Origin of the sequence: Novosphingobium sp. P6W (assembly GCF_000876675.2) — a bacterium.
In the GTDB taxonomy this organism is placed as follows: Bacteria; Pseudomonadota; Alphaproteobacteria; order Sphingomonadales; family Sphingomonadaceae; genus Novosphingobium.
Genome location: NZ_CP030353.1, coordinates 1,300,038 through 1,323,896 on the forward strand (window position 1 = coordinate 1,300,038; position 23,859 = coordinate 1,323,896).

The 23,859-nt window shown below is 65.7% G+C and carries 18 protein-coding genes; 8 read left to right on the plus strand and 10 right to left on the minus strand.

The features are described 5' to 3' along the window. Window positions 1–141 precede the first annotated feature (141 nt). From cobW to bluB, 4 genes are all read left to right on the plus strand, one after another. On the plus strand, window positions 142–1,191 hold the full coding sequence (cobW, locus tag TQ38_RS21995; RefSeq protein WP_043975541.1) for a cobalamin biosynthesis protein CobW: 1,050 nt from the start codon (window positions 142–144) through the stop codon (window positions 1,189–1,191). Beyond that, window positions 1,191–5,087, plus strand: a complete 3,897-nt coding sequence (gene cobN, locus TQ38_RS22000) for a cobaltochelatase subunit CobN (RefSeq protein ID WP_043975540.1) — start codon at window positions 1,191–1,193, stop codon at window positions 5,085–5,087. The genes cobW and cobN overlap by 1 nt, the downstream gene beginning before the upstream one ends. After that, on the plus strand, window positions 5,080–5,688 hold the full coding sequence (cobO, locus tag TQ38_RS22005) for a cob(I)yrinic acid a,c-diamide adenosyltransferase (protein ID WP_043975539.1): 609 nt from the start codon (window positions 5,080–5,082) through the stop codon (window positions 5,686–5,688). Before cobN ends, cobO begins: the two co-directional genes overlap by 8 nt. A gap of 198 nt (window positions 5,689–5,886) precedes the next feature. After that, window positions 5,887–6,564 (plus strand): 5,6-dimethylbenzimidazole synthase, encoded by a 678-nt coding sequence (bluB, locus tag TQ38_RS22010; RefSeq protein ID WP_043975538.1) that lies wholly within the window; start codon window positions 5,887–5,889, stop codon window positions 6,562–6,564. Here the strand turns inward: bluB and TQ38_RS22015 are convergent. Further along, window positions 6,551–7,411, minus strand: a complete 861-nt coding sequence (locus tag TQ38_RS22015) for an ABC transporter substrate-binding protein (RefSeq protein WP_043975537.1) — start codon at window positions 7,409–7,411, stop codon at window positions 6,551–6,553. The two genes, bluB and TQ38_RS22015, sit on opposite strands and share 14 nt — an antisense overlap. 86 nt (window positions 7,412–7,497) lie before the next feature. Between TQ38_RS22015 and TQ38_RS22020 the strand changes: the two genes are divergently transcribed. Both TQ38_RS22020 and TQ38_RS22025 read left to right on the plus strand, forming a co-directional pair. Beyond that, complete coding sequence (locus TQ38_RS22020; protein WP_043975610.1) at window positions 7,498–8,493, plus strand: iron ABC transporter permease; 996 nt, start codon at window positions 7,498–7,500, stop codon at window positions 8,491–8,493. After that, window positions 8,487–9,284 (plus strand): ABC transporter ATP-binding protein, encoded by a 798-nt coding sequence (locus TQ38_RS22025; RefSeq protein WP_043975536.1) that lies wholly within the window; start codon window positions 8,487–8,489, stop codon window positions 9,282–9,284. Before TQ38_RS22020 ends, TQ38_RS22025 begins: the two co-directional genes overlap by 7 nt. A 37-nt stretch (window positions 9,285–9,321) precedes the next feature. Here the strand turns inward: TQ38_RS22025 and TQ38_RS22030 are convergent, their stop codons facing one another. The 9 genes from TQ38_RS22030 to TQ38_RS22070 form a co-directional block, all read right to left on the minus strand. Then, the gene (locus tag TQ38_RS22030; protein ID WP_043975535.1) at window positions 9,322–10,098 is read right to left on the minus strand and encodes an SDR family NAD(P)-dependent oxidoreductase; all 777 of its coding nucleotides are present in this window, start codon (window positions 10,096–10,098) and stop codon (window positions 9,322–9,324) included. Between the two features lie 47 nt (window positions 10,099–10,145). Continuing rightward, on the minus strand, window positions 10,146–11,219 hold the full coding sequence (locus TQ38_RS22035) for a nuclear transport factor 2 family protein (protein WP_043975534.1): 1,074 nt from the start codon (window positions 11,217–11,219) through the stop codon (window positions 10,146–10,148). Further along, the gene (locus TQ38_RS22040; protein WP_043975533.1) at window positions 11,216–11,962 is read right to left on the minus strand and encodes an SDR family NAD(P)-dependent oxidoreductase; all 747 of its coding nucleotides are present in this window, start codon (window positions 11,960–11,962) and stop codon (window positions 11,216–11,218) included. Before TQ38_RS22040 ends, TQ38_RS22035 begins: the two co-directional genes overlap by 4 nt. Window positions 11,963–12,084: 122 nt before the next feature. Then, entirely contained in the window at window positions 12,085–14,343 is a 2,259-nt protein-coding gene (locus tag TQ38_RS22045; protein ID WP_043975532.1) for a TonB-dependent receptor, read from the minus strand. Between the two features lie 127 nt (window positions 14,344–14,470). Continuing rightward, complete coding sequence (locus tag TQ38_RS22050) at window positions 14,471–15,808, minus strand: SRPBCC family protein (RefSeq protein ID WP_043975531.1); 1,338 nt, start codon at window positions 15,806–15,808, stop codon at window positions 14,471–14,473. A 121-nt stretch (window positions 15,809–15,929) separates the two neighbouring features. Further along, complete coding sequence (locus tag TQ38_RS22055) at window positions 15,930–16,637, minus strand: TetR/AcrR family transcriptional regulator (RefSeq protein ID WP_043975530.1); 708 nt, start codon at window positions 16,635–16,637, stop codon at window positions 15,930–15,932. Between the two features lie 100 nt (window positions 16,638–16,737). Beyond that, a complete protein-coding gene (locus TQ38_RS22060; RefSeq protein ID WP_043975529.1) occupies window positions 16,738–18,780 on the minus strand; it encodes a transglycosylase domain-containing protein in 2,043 nt (680 codons plus the stop codon). A gap of 101 nt (window positions 18,781–18,881) precedes the next feature. Next, window positions 18,882–20,045: a mechanosensitive ion channel family protein gene (locus tag TQ38_RS22065; RefSeq protein WP_043975609.1), complete on the minus strand. Its 1,164-nt coding sequence runs from the start codon at window positions 20,043–20,045 to the stop codon at window positions 18,882–18,884. Between the two features lie 226 nt (window positions 20,046–20,271). After that, on the minus strand, window positions 20,272–22,536 hold the full coding sequence (locus tag TQ38_RS22070) for an FdhF/YdeP family oxidoreductase (protein ID WP_043975528.1): 2,265 nt from the start codon (window positions 22,534–22,536) through the stop codon (window positions 20,272–20,274). Between the two features lie 122 nt (window positions 22,537–22,658). On the opposite strand from TQ38_RS22070, the gene TQ38_RS22075 reads away from it, so the two are divergent. After that, window positions 22,659–22,934 (plus strand): metal/formaldehyde-sensitive transcriptional repressor, encoded by a 276-nt coding sequence (locus tag TQ38_RS22075; RefSeq protein ID WP_043975527.1) that lies wholly within the window; start codon window positions 22,659–22,661, stop codon window positions 22,932–22,934. Between the two features lie 14 nt (window positions 22,935–22,948). After that, a complete protein-coding gene (dmeF, locus tag TQ38_RS22080; RefSeq protein WP_043975526.1) occupies window positions 22,949–23,857 on the plus strand; it encodes a CDF family Co(II)/Ni(II) efflux transporter DmeF in 909 nt (302 codons plus the stop codon). The last annotated feature ends 2 nt before the right edge of the window (window positions 23,858–23,859 follow it).

Here is a 23,859-nt window from a genome sequence, read left to right on the forward strand (position 1 = left end):
TCCGTCTGAGCGACGACTGTTTCATGCGGCTGGGGCCGCATCGGCATGCGCCTGCGCGCGTGCCGGACCGTTCGATCGCGCGCGTCGATCCAGCGGTGCGCCCCGCCGTGCTGATTGTCGTGAGCGCGCGGGAGAAGACCTTTGAGCAAAGTGCCGACCACCGTCATCACCGGCTTCCTGGGCGCGGGCAAGACCACGCTCATCCGCCATCTGCTGCAGAACGCGAAGGGCCGCCGCCTCGCCCTCATCATCAATGAATTCGGCGACGTCGGCGTCGACGGCGAACTGGTAAAGGGCTGCAACGACGAAGCCTGCCCCGAGGACGATATCGTCGAACTGGCCAACGGCTGCATCTGCTGCACCGTGGCCGACGATTTCCTGCCCACCATGATGAAGCTGCTGGACCGGCCCAACCCGCCCGAGCACATCATCATCGAAACCTCCGGCCTGGCCTTGCCCAAGCCGTTGGTGAAGGCGTTCCAGTGGCCCGACATCCGTACCCGCGCGACGGTGGACGGCGTGGTCGCGCTGATCGACGCCGATGCGGTCGCCGCTGGCCGTTTCGCCACCGACGAGGTCGCACTGGCCGCAGCCCGCGCCGCCGATCCCACGCTCGACCACGATTCGCCGCTTGAGGAGCTGTTCGAGGAGCAGCTGGCCTGCGCCGACATGGTCGTCCTCAACAAGACCGACCTCGTCGACGCGGATGGCATCGCCCGCGTCGAAGCGCTGGTTCTGGCGGAAACCCGCCCCGGCGTGAAGATCGTGCGCGCGGACCACGGCGCCGTCGACATCGCCGCCCTACTGGGCATCACCGCCGCCGCCGAGGACGACCTCGACAGCCGCAGGTCGCACATCGACGGCCTCGACGAAGGTCACGACCATGACGACTTCGACAGCTTCGTGGCCCAGGGCGGCGATGTGGCCGACCTTGAAGCACTGCTCGCCCGCATGGCCGCGCTGATCGCGGCGCACGACGTGCTGCGTATCAAGGGCATGGTCGCCGTTGCCGGCAAGCCCGGCCGTTTGATCGTTCAGGCCGTCGGCCCGCGCATCCAGCACTTCTACGACCGTGCCTGGGGCAGCGCCGAACCGCGCCGTACCCAGCTTGTGGTGATCGGCCAGAAGGGTCTCGACCGTGCCGCAATCGAGGCCGGGCTGACCGATGTTCTCGGTGCCGTTCCAGCCTGATGCACCTGCTTTCCGCCACCCCGGGCACCATCTCCAGCGGCGACGAGGCGATCGACCTCGACCAGCCGCCGGGCGACATCGTGATCCTGACGGTGGCGGACAGCGAACTGGCGTGTTTCGCCAAGGCAGCGGCGCAGTTGCCGCAAGGCGCTGCCAGCGGCGCGCCCAGCGTCCGGCTCGCCAACCTGCTGCAACTCAAGCACCCCTACTCGATCGACCTCTACGTCGAGAAGGTGATCGCCCACGCCAAGTTCGTTTGCGTAATCCTGCTGGGCGGCAAGAGCTACTGGCCTTACGGCATCGACGAGATCGCCCTGATCGCCCGCGAACGGGGCATCGCCTTCGCCGCCATCGCCGATGGGCGAGAGGACGACCCGGCGCTGGACCGCGCCTGCACCCTGCCCGCAGCCCAGGTCGAGCATCTGCGCGACTATCTGCGCCAGGGCGGCACCGCCAACGCGCTGTCGTTCCTGCGCACTGCGGCGCGGGTGATCGGCCATGACTGCGGCACGCCCGACGATCCCGTGCCCGTCGCCGATGCGGGGCTGTACCTCCCCGGCGTGGAGCGCCCCGGCCTTGCCGACCTGCGCGCCCGCTGGACGCCCGGCGCGCCCGTCGCGCTGCTGGTGTTCTACCGCGCGCTGATGATCGCGGGCACGCTGGACGCGGTGGACGCGGTGGTGGCCGACCTGCAATCGCGCGGCCTCAACGTCGCCGCCGTCCATGTGCGGGCCTTGCGCGAACCCTTCGCCATCGACTGGCTGCGCGGGCTGATGGACGAGATCGCTCCCGACGTCATCGTCAACGCCACCAGCTTCGCGTCCTCCTCCTCGGGCGAGCCGCGCACCCCCGGCGTGCTGGAACGCGCCGACTGCCCGATCCTGCAGATCGCCTTCGCCGGGGTGGAGGAAGCCGACTGGCTCGCCGCCGCACGCGGCCTTGGCCCGCGCGACCTGGCCATGAACGTGGCCCTGCCCGAGGTCGACGGGCGCATCTTCACCCGCGCCGTCGCCTTCAAAGCCGCCCAGCATTTTGACGAAGTGACCCAGTGCGGCATCGTCGTGCCCCGCGTGGCGCCCAGCCGCGTGGCCTTCGTCGCCCGCCTCGCCGCCAACTGGGCGCACCTGCGCCGTACCCCCGCGCCAGAGCGCCGAGTGGCGCTGGTGCTGGCCAACTACCCAAACCGTAATGGACGGATCGGCAATGGCGTCGGCCTCGACACCCCCGCCAGTGCTGCTTCGATCCTCGCAGCCTTGCGCGGTGCGGGCTACGATGTCGGAGCGGCCCCGCAAGACGGCGCGGGCCTGATGGCCCTGATGACCGGCGGCGTTACCAACGACCTGACCTCGTTGGACCGGCAATCCCGGTGTGAAGGGGGCGAAATCGCCCTGCCCCTGGCAGACTATCACGCCGCTTTCGCCGCCGTGCCCGAAACCGCGCGCAGCCTCATGCTGGAACGCTGGGGCGCGCCCGAGGCCGACCCGTTCGTACGCGACGGCGCGTTCCGCCTGCCCGTCCACCGCTTCGGCAATGTCGTCCTCGCGGTGCAACCGGCGCGCGGCTACAACATCGACCCCAAGGCCAGCTACCACGACCCGGCCCTGCCGCCGCCGCATGCTTACCTCGCCTTTCACATCTGGTTGGAGCGGAATTTCGGCGCGCAGGCGCTGGTTCATGTCGGCAAGCACGGCAATCTGGAATGGCTGCCGGGCAAGGCCATCTCTCTGTCGGAAGATTGCTTCCCCGAAATCTGCGCCGGGCCGCTGCCGCAGCTTTACCCCTTCATCGTCAACGATCCCGGCGAGGGCACGCAGGCCAAGCGCCGCATCTCCGCCGTCGTGATCGACCACCTTACGCCCCCCCTCACCCGCGCCGAAAGTTATGGCCCGCTCAAGCATCTCGAAGCGCTGGTGGACGAATACTACCTTGCCGCCGGCATGGACCCGCGCCGTCTGGAGCGGCTGCGGCGCGACATCCTCGACCTTGCGCGCGGTCAGGGGCTGGATCAGGACGCCGGGGCGCTGGGCGACGATGACGATGCGCTTTCGGCCATCGACAATTACCTGTGCGAACTGAAGGAACTGCAGATCCGCGACGGGCTGCACGTCTTCGGCCACTCGCCGCAAGGGCGGCTGCGGCGCGACCTGCTGGTAGCGCTGGCCCGGACGCCGCGCGGGTATGACGGGCCGGGACAGGCCTCGCTTCTGCGCGCAATGGCGCAGGATTTCGAGTTTGCGTTCGATCCGCTGGATTGCCGGATGGGCGATACGTGGGTTGGCGAACGGCCGCAAATATTGCAGGCAGTGTCGAGCGATCCGTGGCGCACCTTGGGCGATGCAGTGGAGCGGCTAGAACTGCTGGCAGCGGAGTGGATAGAGGCTCTTGAATCCGACGATGACGATGACGTTGCCCCCACACCCCACCGTCACCCTGAACTTGTTTCAGGGTCCATCTCTCCGCCCGCACCGAAGGCTGATGGTCACGAATGGACCCTGAAACAAGTTCAGGGTGACGGAGTGGGGGAACGCGAGGTCGGGCCAAAGACCGCCGCCGTCCTCGCCGAGATCGCAAATAACCTCGCCCCGCGCGTCGACCTGTGCGGCGCCAGCGAGACCGCCGCCCTCCTTGCCGGGCTCGAAGGCCGCTTCGTCCTGCCCGGCCCCTCGGGCGCGCCCACCCGGGGCCGCCCCGACGTGCTGCCGACGGGCCGCAACTTCTACTCGGTAGACACCCGCGCTGTCCCCACCGCCGTCGCATGGGAACTGGGCTACAAATCCGCCCAGCTCCTGGTCGAGGACTACCTCCAGCGCGAGGGCGAATACCCCAAAGCCATGACGCTGTCCGCCTGGGGCACCGCCAACATGCGCACCGGCGGCGACGACATCGCCCAGGCTCTCGCACTGATGGGCGTGCGTCCGCGCTGGGAATGGACCTCAGGCCGCGTCACCGGCTTCGAGATGATGACGGTGGTCGAACTCGGCCGTCCGCGCGTGGACGTTACCTTGCGCGTCTCGGGCTTCTTTCGCGATGCCTTCCCCGAACAGATCGACCTGATCGACAGCGCCGCGCGCGCCGTGATGGCGCTGGAAGAACCCGAAGACGACAACCCCGCAGCGCAGCGCCACCGCGCCGAACTCGCCGCGCTGGTCGCAGCCGGTGAGGACGCGGGCACCGCCGCCCGCCGCACCGGATCGCGCGTGTTCGGATCGAAGCCGGGCGCGTACGGCGCGGGTCTTCAGGCCATGATCGACGAGAAGATCTGGCACGAACGCGCCGATCTTGCGCAGGTCTACCTCGACTGGGGCAGCTATGCCTACGGCGCCGGCGTGGAAGGCGAGGCCGAGCGCGAGTTATTCGCCGCGCGCCTCACCCAGACCGACGCTGTGGTCCAGAACCAAGATAACCGCGAACACGACCTGCTCGACAGCGACGATTACTACCAGTTCGAAGGCGGTATCGCCTCCGCCGTGGAGCACCTGAAGGGCCGCAAGGTGATCTCGTATCACAACGACCACTCGCGCCCCGAACGCCCGGTGGTGCGCACGCTGGAAGACGAGATCGGCCGCGTGGTGCGCGCCCGCGTCACCAATCCCAAGTGGATCGCGGGGGTGATGCGCCACGGCTACAAAGGCGCGTTCGAGATCGCCGCCTCGGTCGACTACCTGTTCGCCTTCGCCGCTACGACCCACGCAGTGAAGGACCACCACTTCGACGCCGTCCACGCCGCCTTCATCGAGGACGACGTCGTGCGCGACTTCATGGCGCAGGCCAACCCGGCTGCTTTACGCGAAACGGCCGCCCGCCTCGCCGAAGCGCTGGAGCGCGGCTTGTGGAAACCCAGATCAAACAGCGCGGGCGTCCTGCTCGCCGAAATTGCAGGAGCTTGCAATGGCTGAACGCACCGACGAACGCCACGCCGAGAAGATGAAGAAAAAGCAGGCCGCGCATGACAAGATCCTTGCCGGCAAGACTGTCGAAAAAGGTCTGCTGATCGTCAATACCGGCAAGGGCAAAGGCAAGACCACCGCCGCGCTGGGCATGGTGGTGCGCGCCATCGGCCACGGCAAGAAGGTGGGCGTGGTGCAGTTCGTGAAGGGCGCGATGACCACGGGCGAGACCGCCGTATTCGCCGCCTTCCCGGACAACGTGGAATTCAAGGCGATGGGCGAAGGCTTCACCTGGAACACCCAGGACCGCGCCCGCGACATCCTCCTCGCCCGCGAAGCCTGGGACGAAGTAAAGCGCATGATCGCCGACCCTGCCTACGACATGGTGCTGGCGGACGAACTCAACATCGTCCTGCGCTATGACTACCTCCCACTGGACGAAGTGCTGGAAGTGCTGACTGCCCGCGCCGAGATGAAGCACGTCATCGTGACGGGCCGCAACGCCCCCGAAGGCCTGATCGAGCAAGCCGATCTCGTCACCGAGATGACGCTGGTGAAGCACCCCTACCGCGAACAGGCGGTAAAGGCGCAGCCCGGCATCGAATTCTGATGGTGGCCGGCCACGGCGACTTTTGGGCGCCGGCCACTCTGGGCCATCGCCTGCGTACCCGTCACCCTGAACTTGGTTCAGGGTCTATCGGGCCGCACACGTTTCCTTGTGAGTCCGCAAACCGCAAGGGGCGCTGGCGAACTAGGCCAGCGGGTGAAATTGCCGAATGGACCCTGAAACTAGTTCAGGGTGACGGGAATGATCCCGTCTGCGCCGGTGACTGACGCTGCGTTGACCCTTTTCCCCCGGTTCACTCCCGAATTTGGCGACGATCTTGCCGCGCTGCTTACATGGCGGCGCGACGTGCGGCGTTTCCGGCGTGAGCCTGTGGCGGACAGCCTTGTGCTCGAACTGCTGGCCACCGCGCAGCTCGCGCCTTCGGTCGGCAATTCCCAGCCGTGGCGCTTCGTGCGGGTGCGCTCGGCCACTTTGCGCGCGCAACTCGCGCGCCACGTCGACGGCGAGGTCGCGCGCGCCAGGAAGGCCATGCCTGATCCCGACCGCCGCGCCGCTTATGCCGCGCTGAAGCTCCACGGCCTTGACCACGCGCCCGAAGTGATCGCCGTGTTCTGCGACGATGCGACCGAGATCGGCGGCGGCCTTGGCGCGGCGACGATGCCGCAGACGCGCGAATGGTCGGTGGTGATGGCGATCCATACCCTTTGGCTGGCCGCGCGGGCGAAGGGACTGGGGCTGGGCTGGGTTTCCATCGCCGATCCCGCGGCCGTGACGGCGCTGCTGGACGTGCCGCCGGCGTGGACTTTCATCGCGTTGCTCTGCCTCGGCGAACCCGAGGAACCCCACGTCGTGCCCGAACTCGAACGTCTCGGCTGGCAGGCCCGCCTCGACGGGGGCGCGAATGTCAGCGAGCGCTGACTTTCTGCGACAGGGCGCGCGCCGCCTTCACATAGGCCGGGCCGCCGCAGACCGTCCATGCCTGCGGAATGCCGATACGCGGAATGCCGTCCAGCACGGGGTGGTGCATCATTTCGGTGCCCTGATCGACAACCTTGGCGGTCGCGGTATCGACGATGAGGAAATCCGGGCGGGCTGCGGCCATTTCCTCAAGGCTCATCTGCGAGAGCGACGGCTTGCCCAGCTTTCCGGCAAGGTTCACCAACCCCGCCCGCGTCATCAGGTCGTCGATCAGGGTGCCGGTGCCGGTCATGTAGCCCCGCCGCTGGTAGTACGCGGCAACCCTGAGGCCGCCCGCTTTCGGCAGGCCCGCAAGATCGTGGTTCATGCGCGCGATCAGCGCCTCGCCGCGTTCGGGATGACCCACCGCATTGGCCACCTCGCGGATCGAGGCGAGGATCGCGGGATAGCTGCTGGGCGACTTGATATCGAGCGCAGGGTACTTGCGCGATTTGAGCACGGCGATGGCCGGGCTGCGCCGCGCGGGCATCCCGATCACCAGGTCGGGATTGATCGCCATCATCTCCTCGGCGGAGCCGCGCAGCACCGGCAGGCCCCTCACCGCATCGGCAGCGGCGGACAACTGCGGGTCGGCGGCATTGCGGGTGAGACCGGCGATCTGCGCCCGGTCGGCCAGCGCCAGCACCAGTTGATCCGCGCACAAATTGAGCGAGACGATCCTGCGCGGCGCGGTTTTGGCAGGCCGGGGTGCAGGCGCGGAACTGCTCCACGCAGCCGCTCCGCCAAGGACCACAGCCAAAGCGCAAACCGCAAGCTTGCCAGAACGAAGATAAGCCGTAAGCGCCATGTCAGCGCATCCATAGCAACACGACCCCGGGACACAAGCGTGACGGGGAACCGATCCAATTCGAGGTATTCGTGGCTCAAGACGTACTGTCATCCCAGCGCCACCCGGCGTTGATCCCGCTCCTGCTCACCGGTGTGCTGGTGATGGGCCTGGCTTCCATGAAGTTTGGCCCGGTGCCGCTGTCGCCCGCGCGCATCCTGGCCGCCTTCACTGGCCACGGCGACGAAATCGCGCAGGCAATCCTGTTCCAGCTTCGCCTGCCGCGCACTCTGGTGGCGCTGCTGGTCGGGGCGATGCTCGGCCTCGCAGGCGCCGTGCTGCAAGGCTACCTGCGCAACCCGCTGGCTGAGCCTTCAGTGCTGGGCGCGTCGAACGCCTCCGCGCTGGGGGCGGTGGCGGCGATCTACTTCGGCGTGGCGGACTGGCATCCCGCGCTGCTTCCCGTGCTGTCGATCGCCTCGGGCCTGATCGCACTGATACTGCTGTTCGCGCTGGCCGGGCGTTCGGAAAGCCCGCTGACGCTGATCCTTGCCGGCATTGCCGTCTCGACGCTGGCAGGGGCCGGGATCAGCCTTGCGCTGAACCTTTCGCCCAACCCCTTCGCGGCGATGGAGATCATGGCCTGGCTGCTCGGCTCGATCGAGAACCGGACGTTGGAGCATGTCTGGATCGCCCTGCCCTGCGTGATGCTGGGCATCGCCCTGCTGCTTTACGACCCGCGCGCGCTGGATGCACTGTCGCTGGGCGAGGACGGAGCACGCTCGCTGGGCGTAAACCTCTCGCGCACCCGCATCAGGCTCCTGCTGGGCGTGGCGATCGGCGTGGGCGGCGCGGTGGCGGTTTCCGGCTCGATCGGTTTCGTCGGCCTGATCGTGCCGCACCTGATCCGCCCGCTGACTGACCGAAGCCCCTCGGCGCTGCTGCTACCCTCGCTGCTGGGCGGCGCGATCCTGCTGACCGGCGCCGACATTCTGGTGCGGCTGATCCCCACCGCCAGCGAGCTGAAACTGGGCGTGGTGACGGCCTTCCTTGGTGTCCCAGTCTTCCTTGTCCACCTGCTCCGGGAGCGCCGCCTGTGGTGACGATTTCGATCAGGGGCATTTCCGCCGACCTCGGCCGCCGGGCGGTCCTTACCGGCCTTAGTGCCTCGCTAAGGCCGGGTACGCTGTCCGGGATCATCGGTCCCAACGGAGCGGGAAAATCAACGCTGGTGCGCGCAATGCTGGGCCTCGTGCCCACTCTGCGCGGTTCGATCGAGATCGACGGGCGGGACATCAAGACCCTGTCCCCGCGCGATCTGGCCCGCACCGTCGCCTATCTGCCGCAGGGTCAGACGCTTCACTGGCCGCTCAGTGTCGAGCGGCTTGTCGCGCTGGGCCGCCTGCCGCACCTTGGCCCGATGTCGCGCGTCTCCAGGGAAGACCGCGAGGCGGTGCTGGAAGCCATGGCCCGCGCCGACGTGGCGCATCTGGCCAGCCGCATCGCCACAGAGCTTTCGGGCGGCGAGCGGGCACGGGTGATGCTGGCGCGCGCGCTGGCGGTGGGCGCACAGGGACTGGTGGTCGACGAGCCGCTGGCATCGCTAGACCCGGGCCACCAGATCGACGTGATGGAACTGCTGGAGCGCGAGGCACGCGGCGGGGCGCTTGTCGTCGCCGTGCTGCACGACCTGACGATGGCGGCGCGCTACTGCGACCGGCTATTGCTGGTCGAGCGCGGGATGCTGGTGGCCGAAGGCACCCCGACTCAAGTGCTGACCGCGGAACGGCTGCGCACCGTCTACGGCGTCACCGGGCACATCGATATCGGCGGCGCCGCGCCAATGGTAGTGCCGACCGGACGCTGGCGCGAGCCTCAGGCGGAAGGGGAATGAGCCTGGCGCCCCGGACCGTTCCGGGGCGCCAAATCAATCAGGCCGCCGCGTAACCGCCATCGACGTGGATGGCATCGCCATGCACGTAGCGCGCCGCGCTTGAGGCGAGGAAGGCCACGGCCTCGGCCACTTCCGCCGGTTCCACGAAGCGCCCCATCGGGTTGCCCGCAGCAACACCCGCGCGCAGGGTTTCGACCGAAGTGCCGCCGCTGATGCGCGAATACGTGGCGAGAATGTCGTCCATCATCGCGGATTCGACAACGCCGGGGTGGACGGAGTTCACACGGATCGGCTTGCCGAGCGCGGCGAACTCCACCGCCGCAACCCTTGTCAGCATCCGCGCCGCCGCCTTGCTGGCGCAATAAGCCGCGCTGAACGCGGCAGGCTTGTCTGAGGCGCCCGAGCACAGGTTGACCACCGCAGCGCCGCCCTGACGGCGGGGGCCGCTGCGGGCGAGAAGGTCGGATGCGACCTTGAGGCCGAGGAACATGCCCTCGACATTAACCTGCTGGCAGCGGCGCCAATCTTCCAGCGCCATCGCGTCCAGCCGCTCCATCGGCGCGATGCCGGCGTTGTTCACGAGAATGTCGAGGGCGCCGTAACGCTCCTCCACCAGCGCGATCACCTCGGCCCAGCTTGCCTCGCTGGTCACGTCGAGGGGCACAAACTCTCCGGCTGCCTCGGCAGGCGCGCGCAGGTCGGTGCTGACCACGGTGGCGCCGCGCTCTGCCAGCAGGCGCGCGACGGCAGAGCCGATATCGCCGTTGGCGCCGGTGACAAGCGCAATGGCGCCGTCCAGACGGGTGGTATCCATGGTCATTCTCTCCCTCGAAGCGCTGTGTTTCGTCGACGGTGAAGGTTTCACCCCGCGCCGTCACCTCGCATAAAGGCGTAAACGGGGTCGGCTGCTCCGCGCGCACCGTGCAGGTCCAGCGCGGCGTACATCCCGCCGGTCATGTCGCTGGTGCTGGCTTCTTCGCGCGTCCAGTCGAGCACGAAGCTGCGCTCGGCGATGGCCCAGCGGCCTTCGCGGCGCTCGAAACGGTCAATGTAGCGGCCCCCGGTGAGGGTATCGGTCGCCCCGTCCTTGCTGGTGGAGACGGCGATCACGTATGTTTCGCCCACGGCGCCGTCGCCGGACACTTCGATCCACTGGTTGGCGATGGAGTGGAAGGTCTGCGTGTAGGCCTCCTCGACCAGTGCGCAGATGGCGGCGGCAAAGTCCTGCCCGTTGCCGTTGAAGGCACCGCTGACCACTGTGCTGTCGGCATGGAACACCTGCCCCAGCAGCGCCGCATCGGCGCGGTCCACGCCCCGGCAATAGGCCATGGTGAGGTCGGCGATTTGCTGGCGCGAGACGACGGCGTCGAGGGTCTGCTGGCTGTGGCTCATCGGCTGATATCCTTTTCCGCGATTGTGGCCGGCGTTCTTCGCGCGCGCCTGGGCAAGCAGGGCGATCCCGGTATCGGCTGCCCCGTGGCCGCCGACCGGCACGTGATTGCCCAGCGCGCCCAGCCCCGGAAGCGCACCGCCGCCCGGCCAGTTGAGATTGGTGTCCAGCACGTAAGTCCGGTGGCTCATCCGCCATTCACCGCCCCGCCGCTCGTGCCGGTCGAGGTAGCGGCCGCAGATCAGGTGCTGCGTCTCCGCGCTGGACGCATAAGCCATGATGTAGCTTTCGGACGAAGCCCGGTCTCCGTCCAGTTCGATCCACATCTGCGCGGTGCGGTGCAAAGTCACCGGCCCCGCCTTCTGCGCGCCCGTCAGGATCGCGGCAAACTGGGCGGCAGGCCCTGCGAAGAAGCGGTAGTCGACAGTGCCGTCATCGTGATAGCAGCCCGCCAGAAGACCCTCGTCGGCGCGGTCCACGCCGCGGCTGTGGCAGGCCAGGACGTTCGAGATCGCCTGTATATTGGCGATGCTTTCGATGTTCATCCCACCGTCTCCCCGTTGTCGATGACGATGTGCGTGCCGGTAATCTGGCGTGAATCCTCCGAGGCGAGGAACAGCACAAGGTTCGCCACGTCCTGCGGCGTGCCTTGTCCGCGCGCATGGACCTGATCCAGCCCGGCGTTGTCCTGTGGCAATTGCGCAAGCGCGGCCTGCGTCATCGGCGTATCGTGGGCGCCGGGCGCAATGGCGTTGACGCGAATTTTGTAGTCCTGCTCAAGGCAGTGCACCGCCACGCTGCGGGTGAGCGCGATGATGCCCGCCTTGGCGGCGCTATAAGCGGGGATCGCGCTGATCCCCTTGAGCGCGGCGACCGAGGCCACGTTGATGATTGACCCGCCGCCGCCCTTGGTCATGTGCGGCAGGGCTGTGTGGCAACCCAGGAAGCACCCCTCCACCATCACCTGCATCTGCAGCCGGAAGGTTTCCAGATCGCAGTCTTCCACATTGCCGAAGCGCACGAGGCCGGCATTGTTGACCAGCACGTCGATCCTGCCGAAGTGAGCTACGGTCTTGCCCACCACATCGCGCCACTGCGCCTCGTCGCGCACGTCATGCTCGAAAAACAGAGCGCCAGGTATCGATGCGGCGACTTCGCGGCCCATGTCTGCCTGAAGGTCCGTGATGACCACCTGCGCACCCTCCGCCGCGAGAAGCCGGGCATCGGCAGCGCCAAGGCCAGAAGCCCCGCCGGTGATGAGGGCGACTTTGCCTGCTACGCGGTTCATGCTGGTCCTTCCTTTTGCTGTGAGCGGTGGGTCGCTTCACTCGCATTCATCTTCTCCTCCTGCTCCGCCATCCCCGCGCAGGCGGGAGTGACGGAGCAGGAAGGCGTTTCATTCCGTCATGCTCAGAAGTTGAAACTGGCCGATGCGCCGAACTGGCGCGGCGGCGCATAGCCCGCGAGGCCGGCGTAACCGGGCGAATCGAAGACGGTCGAAAGGTAGCGGGAGTCCAGCAGGTTGGTCGCCCACAGGCCCAGCGACCACGCCGCACCGTCCGGCTTGTAGGTCAGCGTGGCATCGACCAGATGCGTGGGCTGGATCTTCGAACGCGGGGTGTCGAGGATCGCGGTGTAATATTTGGAACTGGTGTAGGTATAGGACACGTCGCTGACGAGGTCCGCCCCATTGCCCAGCGGGATCACGAAATTGGCCCCGAAGCTGGCATTCCACTTGGGCGCGTTCTGCAGCCGGTATCCTTCCAGATCGAGGATCGCGCCCGAGAGCGGGTCGCCATACAGGAACTGCTTGTACCTGGCATCGAGGTAAGCGAGCGAACCCCGCAGCGTCATGCCTTCCACCGGCACTGCCGTCGTCTCCAGTTCGAAGCCCTTGATCTCGGACTTGCCGGCATTGAGGATGCGGTTGCCCTGGGTGTTGGTGGTGTCGTCGAAATAGATCTGCGCCACCTGCATGTCGCGGTAGTTGGTGTAGAATGCGGCCAAATTTACGCGCAGGTGCCGGTCGAGGAAGTCGGCCTTGATGCCGGCCTCGAAGGTATCGACCTTCTCCGGGTTGAACGGCGTGTCACCATCCGCCGGAACCCCGACGCGCGCGGTGAATCCGCCCGACTTGAAACCGCGCGACCAGCTTGCATAGAGCAACGCATCGTCGGCCACTTCATAGTCCGCGCCCAGCTTCCACCCGACATTGTTCCAGCTCTTGCGCCCGCCCACGGTGAAGCTGCCGATGACGGTGTTGCCCTCGCCCGTGTAGTTCGAGCCTGCGGGATCGCCGATGCTGGTGATGAGGCTGGGCGTGGAAATGGTGCGCTCATGCGAATAGCGAATGCCCGCCTGCAGCTTGAGTCGGTCGGTCGCCTGCCAATAGGCTTGCGCGAAGCCGGAGACGGAATAGTTGTCCTGATCCTGCAGGTTGGTCTGCAACAGGCCCGGCGCGGCGAATTGCAGGCGGTAGGCCTGGATGTGATCGTAATGGTTCTTGAGGTAGAACCCGCCGACCAGCACGTTCAGCGTATCGGTGACTTCGACATTGGTGCGCAGTTCCTGGCTCAACTGCCAGCCTTCGGTGCGGCGGTAAGTGTCGTTTAGGAACAGCGGGGTGCCGTCCTGATCGGTGAACTCGCGCAGCTTGAAGTGCTTGTAGCCGGTGATCGAGGTCCAGTCGCCAAGCGGGGTGTTGCGCCAATTCATCGTCAGCGTGCCGGAATAGGTGTCCATGTTGGACTCGTCGGGCACGGAATTGTTGGCGCCGTAATACTTGTCGGGCGCGGTGCACATGCCCTGCGTTGCGCAGGGGCTGACATACATGCCCGCAGTGCCCGGCGCGATGTAGAGCGCTTCGCCCGGACGCGCGCCGTTGATGACGATGGGCGAGCCGTTGCGGGCGTTGACGTATTCCCCCTGAAGCGTGGCGTCGAAGTTGCTGCCGGGTGTGAAGCGCAAGTAGGCGCGCACCGCGTCGAGGTTTTTGCTGCCCAGGTCGGAGCCGTCGACGACATTGGTAACCCAGCCTTCGCGCTGGGTGTGGATGCCCGCGACTTTCAGCGAGAGCACGTCCTTGACCAGCGGCGCCTCGATCGAACCCGTCACATCGAAGCGGTTGTAGTTGCCGTAAACCGCCTTGACGTGCCCGCCGAACTCACCCGTCGGCTGGCCGGTGACGACATTGATGACGCCGCCGGTGGTGTTAGCGCCGAACAACGTGCCCTGCGGTCCGCGCAGCACTTCGATTCGGTCCACGTCGTACAGGTCGAGCAGCGCGCCCATCGAGAAGAACTGCGGCACCCCGTCGACCACGATCGACACGGTATTGCCTGCGTAGGGGTCAGGCTCGATCACACCGATGCCGCGCACGGTGAAGACGGCGCTTTGCGGGGTGTTGGCGAAGTTGTCGATCTGGACGTTGGGGATCTGGCCCTGAAGCGCCTGGAGCGATGTGCCCTGCGTGGCCGCCAGCGCCTCGCCGCCGATCGCGGTGATCGAGATCGGCACGTCCTGGATGTTCTCGGACTTCTTCTGCGCGGTGACGACGATTTCCTGAATGCCGCCTGCCTGCTCGGCCTCCTGCGCGAAGGCGGCGGGCGATGCCAGCAGCGCAGCAGTGCAAAGCGCGAGACGAGAACTGTTCTTGAGGTAGGCCTTCATCGATATTCCTCCCTGAGTTTTTTCATTATCGCAGTGCGCGCAGGCGCATTCCCCCGCGCAAATGGTGCACGGATGGTCATTTCTCCCCGGATCTAGTCCGGGACAGATGGCGGTATGAGAGGGCGTTTTAGCGCCGTCCCTCCAGATAATCGTTCAGCACTTCGTGGAAGAAACGCACCCGCGTCTCCTGCCCGGAAAGATAGGCGTCTTCATAGCCGCGCGAATGCATTCCGCGTTGCTGCCCTTCGGCCAGCATCATGTCCTGATAGACGATCTGGTCCTTGATCTCGGGCACGCCCCGTCCGTTGTCGAAGGCGCGGTGCTGGAACTCGGCTTCGCGCAGCGGCTGCGGGCCGGCCATGATGGATTCCACCATGGTCTGCCCGGCCACGGGAAAAGCCATGCACCACAAGTCGAACGTGCATTTGTTCGGATCGGTCGGATGCGGTTCGGTGCGGAACAGGATCACGTTGTCCGGCAGGAAGCTGATGGTGACGTTGGGGAACATCACCGTGTGCGGACTGTCGGTGATCTCCTCGTCGTCCATATGCTCGTAATGGACGTAGCCGCGCTCCTGCCACAGGCGCTTTTTCGCGGCCTTCAGGTCGAGCCAGCCCTGCATCGCCTTGGTTTCGAAGTCCGGGTAGGAGGCGGGGTCGATGTCCCATTGCTGTAGAATCATGTCGAAGGGGTGCTGAACACCCTCGGGCAGCCGGTCCGACAGCGACGGGCGCATCGGCTGCACCGTGCGGCCGTGCCCGCCCGGCCACATCTCATGGCGCGCCGTGTCCACGTCCTGGTCGATCCACGGCGGCACCTGCGGGTGCGCGGTGCGGGTATGGTAGCTTTCCGAGAAATTGTCCGTCGCGAACTTCCAGTTGGTTTCGAGGTCGATCTTCATCCAGAAGACGCGCACCCCGGTGTCCATCGGGTAGTTCTTGTAAAGCTCGGGCATGGGCGACAGGAAATCGAGAAGCTCCGGCGCCTCGTCGTCCATCGTGTACCACACGAAGCCGCCCCAGGTGGCGCAGCGCAGTTCCTTCAGCTTGAGCTTGCCGCAGGGATTGCCTTGCGGAAAGTCTTCCGGGTCCTGCGCCTTTTCGAGCACGCCGTCCTTGCCCCAGACCCAGCCGTGATAGGGGCACTGGAAGCTATCCTGCGAACTGGCGTCCCACACCAGCCGCATGCCGCGGTGACGGCAGGAGTTGTAGAACGCCTTGATGGAGCCATCCTCCTGCTTCACGCAGAAGACGGATTCGTTCATGAAATCATGGACGACGTAATCGCCGGCTTCTTCCAGCTCGGCAGTGCGGCCCGCGATGTGCCAGATGCGGGTCCACATATGGTCCCACTCACGCTTCATGAATTCCGGTGAGGTGTAGCGGTCGCCGGTGATCGGGTCGCCGCGCAGGTTCGCTGCGTTACGGCCGTCGATCATCAAGGCGTCGATGTCTTGCCTTCCCATCTCGTCTCTTTCCCGTGTGCACAGGCCCTTGCCGGGTCCGTGTCTTCGTTGAGGCGAGAATAACAAAACTGGTCGATCGACCAACCTATCAAAACTATCAGGCGAGGCCGGCAATCGCGGATCAGGTCGCAGAAGGCTCCTGCAGGCTTTCCAGCCCGCGCGCGAAGAAGCGCAGCGCTGGCCGGGCCATGTCCTCCAGCCGGGCGACGGAATGGTGATCGCGGCTGAGATCGTCGAGGAAACCGGGGTCCTGCACCATGAAGATCAACGCCGCCTCGATCAGGTAGACGCCCGCCAGCAGATTATCCTCGGGGATGGCGGGGGCGTGGATGCGCAATTGATCTGTCAGGATCTGCGACACGGCGCTCAGCTTGCCAAGGATCGGGCGCAGCTCCGGCATCCTGTAAGAACTCATCAGGTGCGAAGTCATGACGATGTAGTTGCGCAAAGGGTCGCCGTCGGTAGACGCCGCATGAAGGAACGGCAGGATGAAAGCGGCGACGATCTCCTCCAGACCGAACCTGCCGGGCCCCTCCTCGGCCCGCGCCTGCCCGCGCGCGAAACTTTCCTCGATGGTGGAGCGTAGCAGGGCCAGCTTGCGCTCCAGCGCGGCGTCTAGGATCAGGTGCTTGTTGCCGAAATGATAGTGCACCAGCCCCATGCGCACTCCCGCCTCGTGCGCGATATCGCGCAGCGAGGTGCCCAGATAGCCGCTGCGGGCGAACAGGATCTCGGAAGCGTCAAGGATTTGGCCGCGCGTCGCCTCTCCCTTCGGCGTGCCGCCTTTGGGAGTCCTGCCCGCGCCTGGCTTGATCTTCGCTTCTGTCATGACCCCTCGATGCGGCGTGAATGAGATGCGGCCGCATGTCGCTCTCATGACGAGTCAGGCTGCAGGTGACAACCGCGGACTGTGCAGGAACAGGCCCTCCTCAGGGGCCCGGTGACGACGAGGCTGGTGCTGAGGCTGGAGCCGGCGCGCCCGGATTGACCCGCAGCCCCTGTCCGTCGATCTGCACATCGAGCGGCACCCCGCCGAACTTGGTACTGATTACTGCCTGCCCGTCCTCGATGCGCACATGGCTGTCGTCTCCCACCGGGATATCGCCGATCTCGGGCACGTCGAGCGGTTGCACGGGTCCATCGGGATCGGCCGCTTTGGGCCGCGACGGCACAGGCCTCTCGCCCAAGGCATCGCGCATGAAGTCCCGCCATATCCGCGCAGGTATGGTCCCGCCAGAAACGCCCTTGAGCGGCGAGTTGTCATCATTGCCAACCCACACGCCAACGACGAGATCGCCCGAATAGCCTACGAACAGCGCGTCGCGGTTCTCCTGGCTGGTGCCGGTCTTGCCGAAATTCGGCCCGCGCAGCATTGCGGCATGGCCGGTGCCGCGATTGATCGTGGCGCGCAGCATTCCTTCTATCGCATCATGATTGCGCGAGGACAGACTGCGCTTGCCATCGAGCAGCCAGTCGAACCAGCCCGCCTCGGGCACCGGGAAGGCGCGCGGTGCGACCGGGAAGCTGTTCGCTGCAACCCCGGCATAGGCCGAAGTCAATTCCAGCAGCGTCATGCTGGCCGTGCCCAGCGCAAGGCTGGGATCGCCGGCCGGCAAAGGCGAAGAAACGCCAAGGCGCCGCGCCATGTCGATGACCGCCTCGTCCCCGACCTTGGAGAACAAGCGCACTGCCGCGACATTGCTGGAGTGCGCAAAGGCATCCTCCAGCGTGATCGTGGGCGAATAAGCGCCGCCTGCGTTCTGCGGACGATAGGAACCGGCCTCGATCGGAGTATTGGGAAGCGTATCGTCCGGCGACATTCCCGCCTTGAGCGCCGCAAGGTAGACGAACAGCTTGAACGTCGAGCCCGGCTGGCGGCGTGCCTGGGTGACGCGGTTGAACGGGCTGGCCGAATAGTCGCGCCCGCCGACCATCGCCACGACCTCTCCGTTCCGGCGCATCGCCACCAGCGCCACTTGCGCCTTGCCCGCCCCGGCCTGCCGGATCGCCCGGTGTGCGGCAGCCTGCAGGCGCGAATCGAGCGTGGTGCGATAAGTCTGCCCGGCATAGCCGGCGGCCTCGATCTGGCGGGCCTGGGGCAGTGCCCAGTCGGCGAAGTAAGTCCCCGTCGGCAGCTCGCTGCGGTCACGCACGTCGAGGCGGGGCGTGGGAACAGCCTTGGCCTGCTGCTGCGTCAGGTAACCCGCCTCGACCATGGTCTGAAGCACCAGCCGCATCCGCTTTTGCGAAAGCGCAAAATTGTTGGTCGGTGCAAGCCGCGAAGGCGCCTTCATCAACCCTGCGAGCAAAGCCCCCTGCCCCTCGGTCAGCTTTTCAGGCTGGCGATGGAAGTAGTGGAGCGATGCGGCGCGCAGGCCATAGGTGTTATCACCGAAGTATGCATTCGAGAGGTAACGTTCCAGAATCTCGTCTTTTGTCAGCCATCCCTCAAGCCAGAAGGCGATCAGCAATTCGCGCGCCTTGCGCGTCAACGAGCGTTCGGCAGTGAGAAAAGTGAACTTGGCGAGCTGCTGCGTGATCGTGCTGCCGCCTTGTGTGCTGCCTCCGGTCAGGTTGCTCCACGCGGCGCGGGCGATGCCGCGCGGATCGACGCCCCAGTGGCTGTAGAAGCGCCGGTCCTCGATCGCGAGAAATGCATGGACGACGTGCGGCGGCAGTTTCGACACATCGACCGGCGAATCGGTAATCGCCCCATTGCGCGCGATCGGGGTGCCGTCTGCGGCAAGCAGCGTGATTTCCGGCGGCGCGATCGGCTGCAACGACTTCGACAACGGTGCCGTGACAGCCAAATAGCCTATCGTGACGAACACGAGGAAAAGCGCCGCCGCGAAGGCCAGCTTGACCCGTTTCCAACGGGACCAGCGGGGCTTGGCCAGAGGCGCGACCGATTCCGGCGCGGCAGGCGTAACCGGCTGGGCGGAATCGGCAATGACGTGTCCAGAAAGCTCCATTGACGCGCACTGCTATACGATTCTTCGCCGCAGTGCATCATCAAGCGTGAAGCGCCGAGGCAGGTTATCCTCCCCGAACTGGGGGAGGATAACAGGCAGCCTTAGTCGCAGGCTTCGGCCTTCTCTGCATAAGGCATGATGATGGTGCCATCGGGCGCAGCGGTAAACGTAGTCTGCGTCGGGTAAGGTATCGAGATGCCTTCCGCTGCAAAGCGCTTCATGATCGCCACCACCAGGCGATCGCGCAGCGGATGCGCTATTGCCCAGTCTCGTCCCGGCACGTCGACCAGCAGCGAGAAATCCAGCGAACTGGCGCCAAAGCTTTCGAACCCGGCCCGCGCGGGCTTGCCGCCTTCGGCCTCGACCAGTTCCTTCAGAATGTCGGGGACCCGCGCCAGCGTCTCGGGCGGGGTTTCGTACGCAACGCCGATGGTGAAAGGCAGACGGATGTGGTCGCGCCCGCTGACGTTGAGGATTTCCTTGTCGAGCAGGTTCTTGTTGGCGATGATCCGCAGCTCGCCGGTATAGGCCCGGATACGCGTCGACTTCAGGCCGATAGCCTCGATTACGCCCGAGCTTGTGCCGAAACTGATCTGGTCGCCCTTGCTGAACGGGCGGTCGAAGATGATCGCCAGAGCCGCGAAAAGGTCCGCGAAGATGCCCTGCGCAGCAAGGCCGATGGCAATACCGCCAACGCCAAGGCCCGCGACGAGGCCGGTTACGTTGACGCCCAGATTGTCGAGCAGCACGACAATCGCCACCGCGAAGACCACCACGCTGACCAGCAGACGGATAAGCCCCATCGCATTGATGATCGCCTCGCCCTGGAAATGTTCGGCAGAGGTTCGGTGCTCGATGGCGCCCAGAATGAACTCACGCGCCCAGATCGCGCCCTGTATCACCGCGGCAAGGGTGAAGAAGAACGTGATGAACCGGTCAAGCGTGGGCGGGGTCTGTGCGTACCCATCCACCGCGCGGATCGCGACCATGATGATGAAGTAATTTGTCGTCTTGGAAACGACGCGCCCGACGACCACCAGCCAGTCGGCGCGGCCACGCTCGGGACGGCACAACTTGGTACCCAGCCGCCGCAGCGCGTAGAGTGCGGTGACGATAGTGACTGCGATTACGCCAGCGATGATTATCTGCAGCCAGTAGGCCTGGAACCAGGAGAGGCTGGATCCCCAAATATCGCGAAGCTGGGCGGAAACGTCGGGGACCGCATGGGCGGCGGGGGCGGAACTCGGGGTCGTACTTACGCTCATCGCGTGTTCGTCATCCTGCATTGCGGCGCCGGCAGGGCCTGGTTCCGATGGTGGGCAAACCCGCACCAAACGGTCGATCTGCGACGCCCGAGCTACATGAGCCGGGCATCGGCGCGGGCCATTGCAATGGCCGAAGCACCAAATTTGTTCCCGGCAATCAGGCAGGCCGCCCCGCCGTAGGGGTACTGCGCTTTACCGATTTCCGGCAGCGAACGTCAACGAAAGCCTAGGCTGCCGCGTCGATCCTTACGGGGATGGACTTGTAGGACGGCGTCCCGCTGGCCGGGTCGAAATCATCGAGCGGCACCAGGCAATTCGCCTCGGGATAGTAAGCCGCCAGCGATCCGCGGGCGATGGCATGACGGATCACCGTGAAGCCTTTCAGAGTGCGGCCGGCGGGCGTGGTCACGTCCACCCGGTCGCCATGCGCCAGTCCCAGCATCGCCAGGTCCACCTCGTTGGCGAAGATCACGTCGCGCCGCCCGGTGACGCCGCGATAGCGGTCGTCCAGGCTGTAGATCGTGGTGTTGTACTGGTCGTGGCTGCGGATGGTGGTGAGCAGCAGCGGCTGCCCCTGCATGCTTTCCTCCACATGGGGATGGACGAAGAACTGCGCTTTGCCACTCGGCGTCTTCCACACGCGGTTGTCAGGGGCGATGGTCAGGCGAAAGCCACCCGGTTCGCGCACACGCAAGTTGAAGTCGTGAAAGTCGGGGTAAACCGCCTCGATCCCGTCGCGGATGCGGTCGTAGTCGGCCACCAGCCCGGCCCAGTCCACCTTCGTATGCGGCATGGCCGCCGCTGCCAGCCCTGCAACGATTGCAGGTTCGGAGCGGACCTGCGGCCCCGGCGGCTTCAGCTTCCCGCGCGATGCGTGAACCATCGACATGCTGTCCTCCACCGTAACCCATTGCGGTCCGGCAGCCTGCACGTCCAATTCGGTGCGGCCCAGGCACGGCAGCACCAGCGTATCCTTTGCAGTGAGCAGGCAGGTGCGGTTGAACTTGGTGAGGATATTCACCGAGAGGTCCAGCCCGCGCACTGCCGCGAAGCACGCTTCGGGATCGGGCATGGCGACGGCGAGGTTGCCGCCAAGCGAGATCAGGGCCTTGGATTCGCCCTCATGCATCGCCATCAGCGCCTCTACGGCATTGTGGCCATGCTTGCGCGGGCTGGTAATGCCGAAAGCCGCATCAAGCCGCTCCAGCATGTCTTCGGCCGGAAGTTCGGTGATGCCCACGGTGCGGTCGCCCTGCACGTTGCTGTGGCCGCGAAGGGGGCAGATGCCGGCGCCCGCTTTGCCGAAGTTTCCGCGCAGCAGCAGCAGGTTGGCGATGGCCTGCACGTTCTGGGTGCCGTGGCTGTGCTGTGTGATGCCCATGCCGTAGCATACGATCACCCGCTCCGCCCCGGAATAGACCGCCGCCATGCTCTCGATCGCTTCCCGCGTGAGGCGTGATTGTCCCTCGATCCAGGTCCAGGATGTGCCCGCGATATCGGCGCGAAGGGCATCGATGCCTTCGGTATGCTCGGCTATGAAGGCATGGTCGAGGACGCCGCCTTCGGCCTCCTCCAGCGCGAACAGGGCCTTCATCATGCCCTTGAGCATCGCCATGTCGCCGCCGATCCGCACCTGATGGTAAGCCGAGGCGAGCGGGGTGGAATGGGTCGACAGCATTTCGGTGGGGTGTTGCGGAGACTTGAACCGCTCCAACCCGCGCTCGCGCATCGGGTTGGCGACGATGATCGGCACGCCGCGCTTCGAAGCCTCGGCCAGCGTACCCAGCATACGGGGGTGATTGGTGCCGGGGTTGTGGCCGATGCAGAAGATGGCGTCAGTGGTCTCGAAATCTTCCAGCGTCACCGTGCCCTTGCCGATGCCGATCGACTTGGGCAGGCCGGTGCTGGTAGCCTCGTGGCACATGTTCGAGCAGTCGGGGAAGTTGTTGGTCCCGAATTCGCGCGCAAACAGCTGGTAGAGGAAAGCCGCTTCGTTCGACGCGCGGCCCGAGCAGTAGAACTCGGCCCGGTCGGCGTGGTCGAGCGCCTGCAATGCAGCCCCGGCGCGGGCGAACGCCTCGTCCCAGGTGATCGGTATGTAGTGGTCGGTTTCGGGATCGTAACGCAGCGGTTCGGTAAGGCGGCCAGCGTCTTCCAGCTGATGATCGCTCCAGCCCCACAGTTCGGTGGCGGTATGCTGGGCGAAAAAGCCGGGGTCGACCCGTTTGACAGTCGCTTCCCAGGTTACGGCCTTGGCGCCGTTCTCGCAGAATTCGAACGAGGACGTGTGCTTGGGATCGGGCCAAGCGCAGCCGGGGCAATCGAACCCATCGGGCTGGTTCATCTGTAGCAGAGCCCGCGTATCGGGGCTGGCTTTCATCTGCTCGGCAACCGTGCGCGCTACCGCCTTGAGCGCGCCCCAGCCACCGGCCGGGCCGTTGTAATCGCCGACGCCTTCGACGTTCCGTTCCGCAGTTTGGTCATCGGACAAGGTGCAGGCCTCCGCTGTCTGTATTTACGAACTTAGGGATGGCGAGGCGTGAATTCGAGCGGAATCGCCCGCCAGCATCATACTCTTGCGAATCCGCAAAATATACTATAGGGGGGTATGGTATGGGCCATCTTAGCGACAACAATCAGCCATTGATCATGCGGGTACGCCGCATGATCGGCCAGTTGCAGGCAGTCGAGCGGGCGCTCGTCGGCGGAGAGGACTGCGCCAAGACGCTGCTGCTGAGCGCGGCTGTACGCGGCGCGGTCAACGGCTTCATCGACGAACTGATCGAAGATCATCTGCGCACGCACGTCGCCGCCCCCGAACTCACCCAGAAAGAACGTGACGAAGGCATGCAGGCGGTGATCACTGCGATCCGTCGCTACGCGAAATGACGGGACACAAGACCATGGCATCCCTTCCCCAGACCGACCCGCTTTCGCACGCCCACGACTTTCTGGGTGCATCGCATGACGACAACGCGCGCCGTACGCGCTGGGTTGTGATCCTGACCGCTGTCATGATGGTGGGAGAGATCATCGCCGGCTATGCGACCGGGTCGATGGCCCTGCTGGCGGACGGGTTCCACATGGCCACCCACGCCGGCGCGCTGACCGTGGCGGCGGCGGCTTATGCCTATGCCCGGCGCCATTCAAATGACCCTGCCTTCAGCTTCGGCACCGGCAAAGTGGGTGATCTCGCGGGCTTCGCCTCGGCTCTGGTTCTGGCGATCTTCGCAACCGGGATCGGCGTGGAATCGGTCAACCGCCTGCTGCACCCCGGCGCCGTGGCATTTGGCGAGGCGACGGTGGTGGCGGTTCTGGGCCTGCTGGTGAACATCGCCAGCGCCCTCCTGCTCTCCGGCGACCATCACCACGGACATCATCATGAGCATGGCCACGATCATGGACACGGCGACAACAACCTTCGCTCGGCCTACCTCCACGTCATTGCCGATGCGCTGACGTCGGTTCTGGCGATCGCGGCGCTGCTTTGCGGCCGTTACCTTGGCTGGACCTGGCTGGACCCGGTGATGGGCATCGTCGGCGCTGTGGTAATCGCCCGCTGGTCATGGTCGCTGATGAAAGACACCGCCGGCGTCCTGCTCGACCGTACCGACCGTCACGTCGCGCAGGAAGTGCGCGAGGCGGTCGAAGGACCGGGCGACGCGCGCATCACCGACCTGCACGTATGGCGCATCGGCCCCGACGCCCACGCTGCGATCATCGCCGCAAAAACGCCGCTGGACGAGGCCGAACTGCGCCGCCGTCTGACACCGGTGCACGAATTGCGTCACGTCTCGATCGAAAGGTACTGAAC